This is a genomic window from Streptomyces sp. NPDC005794 (assembly GCF_042871445.1).
In the GTDB taxonomy this organism is placed as follows: Bacteria; Actinomycetota; Actinomycetes; order Streptomycetales; family Streptomycetaceae; genus Streptomyces.
In genome coordinates, this window is sequence record NZ_JBIAIN010000006.1 from 89602 (window position 1) to 101285 (window position 11684).

Consider the following 11684-nt stretch of genomic DNA (forward strand, 5'->3'; position numbering starts at 1 on the left):
CCGCGCGGCATGACTGTCTGGAGTGACCCCCATGCCGACCTCTAGCGGACAGCCGGACGGCGCCCGCGGGCCGATACCCGCCTCCGGCGTGGCGCCCGCTCCCGTTTCCGCGCGTCCGCCCGTGACCGTCGCGCGAGGCGGGCCGGACTTCCCGGTTCCGCCCGGGGACATCGTCGCGGCGGCCCGTACCGCCCCCGACCACTGGCTGTCGGTGACCGACCGGCACTGGCTCGGCGAGACGGACGACGAGCCCGCGCCCCCGTGGGCCGTGCTCGGCCGCTGGCGCAGCGACGCACACGGCGACATCGTCGAGTGGGAGGCCAACCCGGACTACCGGCCCTCGCCCGCCGCACTCGGCTGGGCCCCGCCGGTCACCGACGCCGACGCCGCCGTGCACCTGGCCGCCACCGGTTACGGTCCGGACGCGGACGTCGCCGAGGCCCTCGCCGAGGCCGGCGAGGTGGCCGTGTGCGTGGCCGAGGACGGGGAGCCGGCGTGGACGCGGGCACCCGGCGGCGGGCTCGCGGTGCCGGTTTTCCCGGTGTCTCCGCGGACGTCGGCGGACCGCCTGCCCGCGCATGTGGTGATGCCGCTCCCCGACCTCCTCGACCGGCTGCCGCCCGGCCGGAACGTGATGTTCGTCAGCTCCTCCGCCCCGGCCGCCCTGCTCGTCCCGGCGGACGATGTGCGGGAACGGTGGGCGGAGATGACCGGCGAAGCCGAATCCGGCGCCCCGGCCCGGAGCGCCGGTCACCCCCGAACCGACGCAGTTACCCCCAGCAAGCGAGGACAAGATGAGTGAGTCCGGCGCCGAATCCACCGCCGCCCCCAAGGACCCCGCGCCACCCGAGGAGTTCGTCGAGGCCGCCAGGCTCGCACCCGATCACTGGCTCTACCTGGCCGATCCCGCCTGGCAGGGGGAGGGCCCCCCGCCGGAGTGGGCCGTGGTCGGCCAGTGGCGCTCCGACTCCGAGGGCGAGATCGTCGAGTGGGAGGACAACGAGGACTACAGGCCGTCACCCGAGGCGATGGGGTGGCCCGAGCCCGCCGACGACGTGGACCGGGCGATCCAGCTCGCCACCACCGGGTACGGCAGGGCGGAGGACGTCACCTCGGCCCTGGCCAGGACCGACGTAGCGGTGCTGGTCACCGCCGGCGGCGAGCCGGTGAGCGCGTCGGCGCCCGACGGCACGGCGGTGGTTCCGGTCTACACCTCCCCTCGCTATCTCCAGGCCGCCGGGCAGCTGGGGTTCGAGCGGCTGCCGGTCGCGGACCTGCTCGCCCGCATCCCTCCGGGCCACAGCCTGTGCCTCAACAGCTCGGCCCAGGTCAGCATGGTGCTGACCACGGACGGGCTCGCGGAAGTGCTGCGGGAGGCGGCGGAAGGGGCCCCGGCTCCGGTGGGGGCGCTCCCGGAGACCACGGATCCCGACGCCACCGTCCCCCGGACCGGAGGAACGGAGCGGACGGAGCCCGTGGAGGGGCGGGACGAAACGGCCGGTCAGCGGTCCGGGACGTCGGAGAGCCGGCTGTCGGCCACGTCGACGCAGACGTCGGAGACATAGCCGCCGGTCCACGGCGAGCAGCGAACCCGGCGCGTCACCGATGCACCTCGTCGAAGGGCTCCTGGTGCCGTCGCCGGCCGGCGGTGCCGTCGTCGTGGATGTGCAGCATGAACGCGGCGACCGGGCTGCCGTCGGTGAACGTCGTGGTGAGCGCATCGCGGGGGCGTAGCAGGCGTCGACCCGCTCCCGGTCCTCCTCGTCGGCAGCCCCTTCCTCTCGGTGGAGACGGACCGGATGGTCGAGTGCACAGCGTCGGTCACGACCATTGCCGACGGTGGCGCGCCTCGCTATGTTAATCGAGAATCACATTGCTCAGCAAGATCAGAAACATGGTTGTCATCCAACTGGCAAGCAGGAAAGGCGCACAGTCGGCATCTGATCGAGCAGGGAAGTGGGTAAGTTAATGCATAATCCCGATAGGCGAAGGGTCCTGTCCCTCGGTGTCGCCCTCGGCCTCGTGGGCGTGGCGGACCCCGCCAAGGCGTGGGCGTGGGCGTCGGCGGACTCGGTGGCCGGAACCGGCACGGGTGCCGATCCGGAGTACGTCTGGGACAGCGCGACGGATCCTCTGATGGTTTCGCTCCTCGAGAACGGCCAGATCCCGTCGGTCAACACCGCGATGGCCGGGTGGGTGAACAACGGTGACGCGCTGCCCAGCGGCCTGCCGGCCGAACTGGCCGCGCACCTGCGGACGGTCAACAAGCTGCCCTCCTGGGCCGACCCCGCCCAACTGGCCCGCGCCGCCGACTTCAACCGGCGCAAGGACACCTACCTGTTCATGCTGTACGGCCTCGGCAGCGGGATCATGAGCACCGTGATCCCACGGGAGGCCAGAAGCGTCTACTGGTCCTTCGGCGGCGCCGACATGAAGGACCGCGCGGCCAAGACGTTCACGTTCGGCTACGACCTGTCCCAGCTGGACGCCTTCAAGCCGACGGGGCAGTTCGTCGTCACCGCCAACAAGACGCGATTGGTGCACGGCGCGGTACGTCACCTGCTGCCGCAGTCGCCGCACTGGAAGGCGGGCGCCGATCAGGCCATCCCGATCAGTGTCGCCGACATCCTGGTCACCTTCCACAGCCTGGGTACCTATGTGCACAGGAAGATGCTCGACTGGAAGATCCCGATGTCGGCCGCGGACCAGGAAGCGTTCCTGCATTCCTGGCAGGTCGCCGTCTACTTGCTCGGAGTGCCGGAAGAGTACATTCCGAAGACCTGGGCGGCCGCGGAAGCCCAGTCGGCCCAGGTGCTCACCCCGATCCTCGCCCCGACGCCCGAGGGCCTCGACCTGGCCGAGGTGCTGCTCGGTCTGACCGCGGAGATCGATCTCGGGGTCACGCGCGGGTTCCTGAACGAGTTCGTGCGCTACGCCCTCAGCAACGAGGTCGGCGACTGGCTGAAGCTGCCACGTGACTACGCGGCGGCGGCCCTGGTCCGCACCGTTTGGCCGGCCTTCATCCTGTTCCGCGAAGGGCTGTCGCCCGTCATGCCCGGCGCCTTCTACATGTTCGACCAGTTCGTGCGCGGCCTGGCCATGCTGTTCCTCAACAAGGGCTCCTCCTCGACGACCACCCCGATCACGATCCCGACCGGGAACAGGCCGGCCGGCTGAGCCACCGATCCGGTGCCGAAGATGTCCGCCCCTCGGCAGTCGTGCCGAGGGGCGGACACCCGCGTGACTTCCACATGAGGCGCTCCACGACGCGACGCCCCGGCGCGTGCCTGGGTGCGATGACCGTTCAGAGGCCCAGGGCACCCACGACCAGAGCGGTCACGGCGTCGCGGTGGTCATGACTGTCCTTCCACCGCAGTCCGCGTCCGGCCTCGACCGCCACGCCGAACCCCGCGTGCACCAACACCCGGGCCTGGCGCGGGTCCAGCTCCGGACGGGCCAGCCGCAGCTGCTGCTCCCAGACGGCGATGTGTTCACGCTGTGCGAGGACCAAGGACCGCCGCAGGTCGGCCGGCAGGCCGGCGAGCTCGGCCTCGGCGACGCTGTTGAGCGCGGTGTACTCGAAGCTGTAGGCCACGTACGTCGCCGCCAGCGCGACGATGGCGTCGTGCGGGCCGGTCACCTCGTGAAGACTCTGCTCCACCCCCTGGGCCAGAAGTCCCGCAGCCTGAAGGCACGCCGCCGCCAGGATGTCGACCTTGCCGGGGTAGTGGCGGTAGAGCGCCGACGGGGCCAGTCCCACCGCCTCCGCGATCTGTCCGTTCGTGACGCTGGCGAACCCGTCCCGCGCGAACAGCGGGATGGCGGCCGCGAGGATCTCGGCACGTCGCGTGCGCGGTACCGGCTGGGCGGGCAGCTCGACGGCGCGGGCGCTGCTCCGGGCCGCCGCGGGATCGGTCGCGGCCACTCGCAAGGCGGACGCCGCCAGCAGTTCCTCGGCACGGCGTTGAGCGATCGAGGTGTGATGCATCGCGATGGACCCGATGGCACCGAGGGCTGCCGCGGCCCGCAGGCGCTCGTCGGGCAGCGAGTACGCGCGCTGCACGGCCTCGTCGACCCGCCCGACGACGTACGCGAACTTCGCTCTGAGATGCCGGCGGTCCTCGCGGTTGAGGTACCGGGCCTCCCATCGGTACACGCCGCCCGATGCGCGATGCGTGACGGTGACCTGGGTGACGGCGGTGAGTACATCCGCCAGGGCCGCCCCGGACGGCACCTCGTCGAGCGCGGCGACGAGTCGGTCCGCCATGAGGTCGGCGCACTCGGCGAACAGCGCGTACTTGTTCGGGAAGTGCCGGTACAGGGCCGCCGCGGTGATACCCACGTCGGAGGCGATCTTCTCCATCGACGCGAGGTGATAGCCGCGCTCGCTGAAGACCCGGCCGGCCGCCTCGACGATGAGCTGCTTGCGGTTACGGGGCCGAGTGGCCGCGGTCGGCTCGGCGGTCACGGCCGAACGGGCGGATGCGGAGACGGGGCCATGCGGATCAGTCAACCACACGTCCCCCGAGGGTCTCGGGCTCCCTCGGAGCGGACCGCGCGGAACGCGCATCCCGCATCGGTTCCCAGGTGACCGGGTCCGCCCCTGCCCGGCCGGTTCCGTCCCATCACCCTCGCCCCGGCCGCCCCACGCCTGCCGACACGATTCCGGTGACGGGCGGTTCGGGTAGGACCGGACCGTGCTCCAGGTTCTCGGGTCGGCGTGCTGGGGTGAGCAGACGGCGCAGCGCCGCCGGCGTGCGGCCGAGGTACTGGCGCATCGTGCGGGTGAGATGGGCCTGGTCGGCGTAGCCGAGGTCGGCGGCGAGGGCGCTGAGGCTGCTCTCCCCGGCCTCCAGGCGGTCGAGGGCCCTGCCGACGCGGACGCGCTGGCGGTAGTGGGTCACCGTCACGCCGAGTTCGCGTGGGAAGGCCCGGCTCAGGCGGTAGGGGGAGACCCCGAGCAGCTCGGCGAGCGACGACAGGGTGTCCGACGCGGGGTGGGATGCGGTGATCGCCTCGCGAGCGGCTGCGACGAGGGGCCGGTCGCGCCCGGAGGGCGTGGAGTCCAGCGGGGTCGGTCCGGTCGCGGTGCGGCCGATGGCGGTCGACAGGAGGGCCAGCAGTTCCTCGGTGAGCGCGTAGTCGACGTCTCCGGAGCGTGCGGCGGCGAGCAGGCTGCGGTGGGCGAGATCGAGGGGCGGATCGACATAGACGGCCTGGACGGTCAGTGCCTCGGTGTCTCCGGCGAGGGAGCGCCACAGTCCGGGTGTCACGCTGATCGATGTGCACACGTCGCCGCCGGCGGGGTGGGCGAAGCTCTCCTCCTCGCCCGGTGCGCCGACGTAGGCCAGGGTCGCGTCGATGTCGGCCGGGGCGCCCGCGGCCTTCCGGCGGAACCGTCCGTGGCGCACGAGCACCACGCGGTAGTCGGTGCGCACTTCCGGCGCCGACCAGCGGGCGTGGTCGGAACGGCAGTTCACCGAGCTGATGCTGAAGTCGGGGCGGCTGGTGACAGGAATGGCAGTGAGCACCCTTCGCACGTTACGCGCGAGGTCTGACACCGGGCTCCGCAGCAAGGACACCGGGCCCGCTGCAAGGATCTTCAAGACCGGGGACCGCCGCCGGGAGGACGCTTGCGGCGTACGAGGGTCTCTCCGCTCCTCCCTCGTACGCCGTTGCGTCCGTTCCCGTACCGATTCCCAGGAGTCATCGTCATGTCTGCTCTGAAGCAGCTCAGCACGGTCGGCGTGAACTGCGCCGACCCGGCCGCGCTCGCCGCGTTCTACCACAAGGCCACCGGGTGGGAGATCACCCACAGCGACCAGGACCTCGTCTCCCTGGGCAGTGCTCCCGCGGTCCAGCTCGCCTTCGTCCGCGTCGACGGCTACGAGCCGCCGGGCTGGCCCGACGGCGCGACGTACCTCCACCTCGACTTCACTGTCTCCGACCTGGACGCCGCGGTCGAGGAACTGCTCGGCCTGGGTGCGTCCCGGCCCGATTTCCAGCCGGGCGAGGGCCGGTGGATCGTCCTCACCGACCCCGAGGGCCACCCGTTCTGCCTCTCCGCCGCCCCGGCCGGCCACTGACCGCTCCACCCGAGAAGGGACAGACCCATGGCATCCATCCACCGCGAAGTGCTGATCGACGACACCCCTGACCACGTGTGGGAGGTGGTCCGCGACTTCGGTGAGGTCCACCACCGACTCGCACCCGGGTATGTCACCGACACCCGCGTCGACGGAGACGTCAGGACGGTCACTTTCGCCAACGGCGCTGTGGTGCGGGAACTCATCGTCGACATCGACGATGAGGCCCGGCGCATCGCCTACGCGGTAGTCGGCGGCTCCCTCGAGCCCACGCACCACCATGCGTCCATGCAGGTGCTCGCCGGGGAGGGGAACGGCAGCCGCTTCGTCTGGATCGTCGATGTGACGCCGGAAAGCCTCGGGGCGCCCATCGCCGAGATGGTCGATCAGGGACTCCGCGTCATCAAGAGCACTCTGGACCGCGAAATCACCGCGACCGGTTGACCTGCGCCGCCAGGCAGGACAGGCGTGCAGCCCGGACCGTGGGCCGGTCCGGGCTGCACGCTGCCGCACGTACCTGTGCGGAGGTCATGCGGGCACCGCCTTCCGGCCTGCCTGGACGTTGCTCAGCGGTCAGCGTGCGGTCGGCCGTCGTGGGCCTCGGCGGTGGCCTTCAGTTCGCGCAGCCACTGGTCAAGTCCTGCGCCGAGGACCGCTGTCGCGGTGGGGACGTCGGCCTCGACCTGGGCACCGGTCCACGTCTCCTCGGTCTGTACGCGCACTCCGCCCGTGACCTCGGCGAACGTCCACACGTGGACGCCCTCGTCGATGCGCAGCCCGTCACCGACCGCGGGCCCGCTCCAGCGAATGCAGGAGTCGCGGTCGAGCTGCCGGACGGTGGAGGTGATGTTCAGGGTGGTGTCGGGGGTGGTGGGAGTCGCGGGTGCCGGGGTCGTCCACAGGAACTGTGAGCCCTTCCGGAGCGGACCGGGGTCGAGGCGCTTCGCGGAGAGGACCGGTGCCTGCCACGACGGCCACCGTTCGACGTGGGTCTGGAGCTTGAAGACGGTGCTCAGCGACGCCTTGATCACGGTGTCGGACCGGTAGCGGATGAGCGCGGTGGGGTCGACGCCCTGCCGCTGGCACCGGAGCGTGCCGGTGCGGTCGGCGGTTCCCGCCCGAGCGGGGGCGGCTTGGGCCGGGGCGGTGCTCGCGAGGATGCCGACGACGGCGAGTGCGGCCGTCGCCGCAGTGGCGCGTACGCGCATGCGGGGCCGGCGGCGGGACGGCTGAACGGTGAGGTGCGCGGGGCTGATTCTGGGCATGGTGTTCCTCTGGTGAGTCGCGGAAGCGGGGTGTTACCGAGCGGCGGTGCGGTATCAGCCCCGGGTGAGCCGGGTGCGCCCTGACGAGAAGCCGAGGCGGCGGTGCTCGAGGACCGCGGCGACGGCGTACGCGCCTCCGCCGGCGAGGGTGAGGACCCAGTACAGGCCGGGACTGCCCATGAGGAGTGCCGCGGTGGAGGTCAGGGCGAGCCAGCTGCCGAGGCCGTAGTGGAGCAGGTTGCGTCGGGCGGCGCCTTCGGCGATGTAGAGCAGGCCGACGACGAACCCGGAGCCGGTGGGCCAGAGCAGGGACTGCACGTCGGGCATGTCGAGGGCGGATGTCAGGCCCGTGACGGCGAGGAACAAGGCGGCGAAGGCGGTGACCCAGGCGGCGCCGAGGAGCTTTCCGGAGAGAACGTCGTCCGGCTCGGTCGCGGCACGCCGGGCGTGCATGGCGGCGGCGGTGGCCTGGACGGTGCCGACGGCGAGCCCCGCACCGAGGAGGGTCATGGGCAGCCAGCCGGGCAGGTCGAGCAGCGGGGTGTCGCCCCCGGAGGCCGCGGCGGAACCGTGGCCGAGCACGTAGGCGAGCCCGAAGCTGATGTAGGTCGCACGGTTGTCGACGTCGTCCAGGGGGCGTGTCGCGGCCGGCCGGCGGGGAGCGGTGGTGGCCGGGGTGAGTGTGGCGGTGACGGACATGACGGGGTACCTCCGGAGTTGTGGGGCGGGGCGTCGGAAGGCGCGGGAGTTCGCGAGGGGTGCACCAGGCAGACGCCTGAGCGTGCGGTGCGGAGGGCCGGACCTGGTGGCGGCGGCCAGGACGCCGGCGCCCATGTGACGCTCTCACTACGGCAGTTGCGCGGGCCGCTGATCCGGCGTGGTGCTCGTGGTGTCACGCGTCGGGGACGATGACGACCTTGCCTGCGACGGTGTGGGACTCGGCGAGCGTCAGCGCCGAGGCGGCGTCCGACAGCGGGATCCTCGCGGCGATCTGCGGGGCGAGAGCGCCGTCGGCCACCAGACGCAGTACCTGGGTGAGGTCCTCGGTCATCCGCCGCTGCCAGGATGCCTGGCAACGGCGCTTACCGGCCCAGAAGTTGTAGAAGTGTGCGCTCTTGCCGTTGGGCAGGGAGTTCCATGCGGCGAGCCGCGCGAACAGCTTCAGCACCGGCAGCTGTGAGTTGCCCTCGTCGTCCTTGGTGGCCGCGGTGCCGTACGAGACCAGCGTCCCGCCCCGGCGCAGCAACTGCCATGACTGCTCCACCCCGGCCCCGCCCACGTGGTCGAAGACCGCGTCCACGCCGTCCGGCGCGAGCTCCCGGATCCGGCCGTACATGTCCGGGTCGCGGTAGTCGACCGGGGTCGCTCCCAGGTCGCGTACCGCCGTGTGGTGGCGTGCCGACGCCGTGCCGATCACGGTGATCCCGGCGTGGCGGGCCAGTTGCACCAGCGTGGAGCCGACGCCGCCGTTGGCGCCCAGCACCACGACCGTCCCGCCGGCGCGGACCTTGGCGATGCGGTGCAGCATCTGCCAGGCGGTGAGGCCGTTGACCACCACGGTCTCCGCGGCACACGCGTCCACCTCGTCCGGTACGGGCATCAGACCCGCGGTGTCGACGAGCAGATGGCTGGCCCACGCGCCGGCCTTGGTGACTGCGGCGAACCGGCGTCCGACGAGTGTGGCGTCCGCCTCCGGGCCGACCGCCGTCACGGTGCCGACCACGTCGTATCCGGGCACGAAGGGGAACGGTGGCTGGTCGTAGTACTTGCCGCGACGCATCTGCTGCTCGGCGAACGACACGCCGGTCGCGTCCATCCGCAGGACGACCTGGCCCTTGGCCGGGGCCGGGAGCTCACGGGTCCGCGTCTCCAGACCGTTCGGCTCGACCGTACCCGGCAGCACGATCTCGGTGGCGAAGGTGGTGACAGTGCTGTTCATGGCACCCTTTGAAGTGTCGACTGTTTGCTTACGGATGTAAGGCTATACGTGTTAGTTCAGGGTCGACAAGAGGGTGCGTCGATAAACTTCACGGTGTGAGGTGAGGGGCTGGAGTGCGCTGCGCGCGTGCGGAGGTGAGTGGCGCACGCAAGGGGAACGTCCGTAAGTTTCGCACTGTAAGGTGATGGCATGGGAGACGACACATCAGCGCCACACGTACGCGTCCGCAACCGCCGTGGGGAGGGTGCTCGACTGCGTCACGAGATCGTGGCGGCGGCGGTCGAACTGCTCGACGAGACCGGTGACGAGAGCGCCGTCACCCTGCGCTCCGTCGCCCGCCGCGTCGGGATCGCCGCCCCTTCGATCTACCGCCACTTCCCCGACCAGCCCGCCGTCATGCTGGCCGTGGTGCGCAGTGCCTTCGACGAGTTGGACGAGCAGTTGCGCGGCGCCATGGAGGCGGCGGGTGACGCACCCCGGGAGCGGCTCATGGCCCTGTGCGGGAGTTATCTGCGGTTCGCGCAAGCCCACCCCGGCCGCTACCGCACGATGTTCGGAGGGCTGTGGGTGCCCGACCTGAGCGAGGGATCCGTGACCGAGGACGACATGGTCGCGCTGGGTCAGGAGAGCTTGCGGCTGCTCGCCGAGGCGCTCGAAGGCTGTGTCGCCGCCGGGCGTGCGGTCAGTGACGACGTGCCCGCCGACGCGGTCGCCTTGTGGCTCGGCCTGCACGGACTCGCCCATCAGCGCGCGGTGGCCCCCTCCTTCCCCTGGCCGCCGGACATCGCCGAACGTGTCATCGCCACGCTCGCGCACTTCACGGACGAGTGAGGCGAAGGCCTTCGGTGGGGCGTACCGGATGGGGAGGGGTGCTCGCCCGGGACCTCCGGCCGGTGGTGCCGGCTTTTTCGGCGGCGCGGGCCGCGGCGCAGGCGTCGTCGCCGACCTGCCGCAGCCCGCGCCGCCGTGCGGTGAATCCCGCGGTCAGCCTCCGTGCACGGTGAGGCGGTAGCCCTCGGGGCCGGTGAAGGAGAACATCGGCCCGAACGGGCTGTCCTGCAGAGGGCTGACGTCCTGCGCGCCCGCTGCCACGAGTTGCCCGCGCAGGGCCTCGGCGTCCGTGGTGCGCAGCCATAGCGCCACGCCCAGCCCAGGGCGCGCGTCACCGTCCAGGTCGACGCCCGGGAGCGGCTCGCGGACGGCGAACGGGACCGGGCTGGTGGTGAAGACGACCGCGCCGGGGGGTGAGGCGGGCGCCCGGCGCAGTCCGAGGTGCTCCTCGAAGAACGCGGCCGCGGCAGGTACGTCGTTCATCTGCAGGGCGATGAAATCAGGTCCTTCGACGGTGGCGGGCATGGTTCCTCCAGAGCTCTGATGTCAGGACTTTGACATAGTGACTGTAGGCACCAGCGCTTACGCATGTCAAAATGCTGACATGGAAGACCGTGCGCCTGTGCCCTCGCCCCATCCAGCCAAGGACGTCACCGAACATGTGGGTTACCGCCTCAAACGCGCCTCGGCCGCCCTGCGGGGTGCCATGGACAAGGCCCTGCGTGACCATGACCTCACCGTCCCGCAGTACTCCTGCCTCGAGCTGCTCGACGAGCGGCCGGGCTTGTCCAACGCCGACCTGGCCCGCGGCACCTTCGTCACCCGGCAGTCGGCCAACGTCGTCCTCCGCGGCCTCAAGGAGGCCGGGCTCATCACCCGGCCGGCCACCACCGACCACGGCCGCGCTCTGCCCGTCCACCTCACCCCCGCCGGACGGCAACGGCTGCGGGCGGCGCGCGGTGTCGTCTACGCCATCGAGGAGCGCATGGTCAAGGCCATCCCTGCGCGGCGGCTCGCCGTACTCCTCGCCGAACTCGACTCCATGACCGAGGCTCTTGAGGCGTGACCGAAGCGGCGCCGGGCCTGGAACGAACTGCACCCAAGAGCTCTCCGGCCGCACGCCACGGAGCAGGATCTGGTCGATCCGCGCCACCGGGAGCATCGCCGGCCAGCTGAAGCCGAAGCCTTCCCCGGCCGCCTCCTGAGTCGAGTCCAACTGCGAGGTGAGGCCGTCGAACGCGCGGTCCTCCAGGGAGCCGTTCAGGTCGCCGAGCAGCGCCATCCGCTCGTTCCGCTCGGCGGCGACGGCCTCGGCGAGCGCCTGCGCTCCGGCGTCCCGTCGGTCCGTCCAGAAGCCGTTCCTGGGGAATACGCGTACGGACCCCAGGTGCGCCACGTACACCGCGAGCGGCCCGTCGTCGTGGTCACCGTGGTGCGCAGTGCCCGGGGCGTGGCCTTCCCCTCTTCACCGGCAGGTGACGCATCAGGAAGGCGACGCATCAGGAAGGCGACGCATCAGGAAGGCGACGCATCAGGAAGGCGACGCGCCGCCACTCCGGCAGA

The 11684-nt window shown here is 71.4% G+C and carries 12 protein-coding genes and 2 pseudogenes; 7 read left to right on the forward strand and 7 right to left on the reverse strand.

Annotation, left to right across the window (positions count from 1 at the left end):
* Nucleotides 1–31: 31 nt before the first annotated feature.
* From ACFYQ5_RS11605 to ACFYQ5_RS11615, 3 genes and pseudogenes are all read left to right on the forward strand, one after another.
* Nucleotides 32–802 carry a type VII secretion system-associated protein gene (locus ACFYQ5_RS11605; protein WP_389196491.1) on the forward strand — a complete coding sequence of 257 codons (771 nt, stop codon included), beginning with the start codon at nt 32–34 and terminating at the stop codon, nt 800–802.
* Nucleotides 795–1379, forward strand: a pseudogene (locus tag ACFYQ5_RS11610) (type VII secretion system-associated protein); the annotation flags it as partial. The gene ACFYQ5_RS11605 and the pseudogene ACFYQ5_RS11610, both read left to right, overlap by 8 nt.
* Before the next feature lie 589 nt (nt 1380–1968).
* Nucleotides 1969–3177: an oxygenase MpaB family protein gene (locus ACFYQ5_RS11615; RefSeq protein ID WP_389196492.1), complete on the forward strand. Its 1209-nt coding sequence runs from the start codon at nt 1969–1971 to the stop codon at nt 3175–3177.
* A gap of 127 nt (nt 3178–3304) precedes the next feature.
* Here the strand turns inward: ACFYQ5_RS11615 and ACFYQ5_RS11620 are convergent, their stop codons facing one another.
* Both ACFYQ5_RS11620 and ACFYQ5_RS11625 read right to left on the reverse strand, forming a co-directional pair.
* On the reverse strand, nt 3305–4513 hold the full coding sequence (locus ACFYQ5_RS11620) for a TetR/AcrR family transcriptional regulator (RefSeq protein WP_389196494.1): 1209 nt from the start codon (nt 4511–4513) through the stop codon (nt 3305–3307).
* A 112-nt stretch (nt 4514–4625) separates the two neighbouring features.
* Nucleotides 4626–5531, reverse strand: a complete 906-nt coding sequence (locus ACFYQ5_RS11625) for a helix-turn-helix domain-containing protein (protein ID WP_389196496.1) — start codon at nt 5529–5531, stop codon at nt 4626–4628.
* 183 nt (nt 5532–5714) lie between these two features.
* Here ACFYQ5_RS11625 and ACFYQ5_RS11630 point away from each other — a divergent pair, with 183 nt between their 5' ends.
* On the forward strand, nt 5715–6086 hold the full coding sequence (locus ACFYQ5_RS11630; RefSeq protein ID WP_389196498.1) for a VOC family protein: 372 nt from the start codon (nt 5715–5717) through the stop codon (nt 6084–6086).
* 27 nt (nt 6087–6113) lie between these two features.
* A complete protein-coding gene (locus tag ACFYQ5_RS11635; RefSeq protein ID WP_389196499.1) occupies nt 6114–6530 on the forward strand; it encodes an SRPBCC family protein in 417 nt (138 codons plus the stop codon).
* A 122-nt stretch (nt 6531–6652) separates the two neighbouring features.
* On the opposite strand, the gene ACFYQ5_RS11640 is transcribed toward ACFYQ5_RS11635, so the two are convergent.
* The 3 genes from ACFYQ5_RS11640 to ACFYQ5_RS11650 form a co-directional block, all read right to left on the reverse strand.
* Entirely contained in the window at nt 6653–7294 is a 642-nt protein-coding gene (locus tag ACFYQ5_RS11640; protein ID WP_389196895.1) for an SRPBCC family protein, read from the reverse strand.
* Nucleotides 7295–7405: 111 nt separating this feature from the next.
* Nucleotides 7406–8050 (reverse strand): ABC transporter permease, encoded by a 645-nt coding sequence (locus ACFYQ5_RS11645; RefSeq protein ID WP_389196501.1) that lies wholly within the window; start codon nt 8048–8050, stop codon nt 7406–7408.
* A gap of 193 nt (nt 8051–8243) precedes the next feature.
* Nucleotides 8244–9290, reverse strand: a complete 1047-nt coding sequence (locus ACFYQ5_RS11650) for a medium chain dehydrogenase/reductase family protein (RefSeq protein WP_389196503.1) — start codon at nt 9288–9290, stop codon at nt 8244–8246.
* Between the two features lie 189 nt (nt 9291–9479).
* Here ACFYQ5_RS11650 and ACFYQ5_RS11655 point away from each other — a divergent pair, with 189 nt between their 5' ends.
* Nucleotides 9480–10121, forward strand: a complete 642-nt coding sequence (locus tag ACFYQ5_RS11655; protein ID WP_389196504.1) for a TetR/AcrR family transcriptional regulator — start codon at nt 9480–9482, stop codon at nt 10119–10121.
* A 153-nt stretch (nt 10122–10274) separates the two neighbouring features.
* On the opposite strand, the gene ACFYQ5_RS11660 is transcribed toward ACFYQ5_RS11655, so the two are convergent.
* Nucleotides 10275–10646 carry a VOC family protein gene (locus ACFYQ5_RS11660; RefSeq protein ID WP_389196506.1) on the reverse strand — a complete coding sequence of 124 codons (372 nt, stop codon included), beginning with the start codon at nt 10644–10646 and terminating at the stop codon, nt 10275–10277.
* Between the two features lie 79 nt (nt 10647–10725).
* On the opposite strand from ACFYQ5_RS11660, the gene ACFYQ5_RS11665 reads away from it, so the two are divergent.
* Complete coding sequence (locus ACFYQ5_RS11665; protein ID WP_389196508.1) at nt 10726–11187, forward strand: MarR family winged helix-turn-helix transcriptional regulator; 462 nt, start codon at nt 10726–10728, stop codon at nt 11185–11187.
* Nucleotides 11188–11220: 33 nt separating this feature from the next.
* On the opposite strand, the pseudogene ACFYQ5_RS11670 reads toward ACFYQ5_RS11665, so the two are convergent.
* Nucleotides 11221–11612 (reverse strand): annotated as a pseudogene (locus ACFYQ5_RS11670) (endonuclease/exonuclease/phosphatase family protein); the annotation flags it as partial.
* Nucleotides 11613–11684 lie beyond the last annotated feature (72 nt).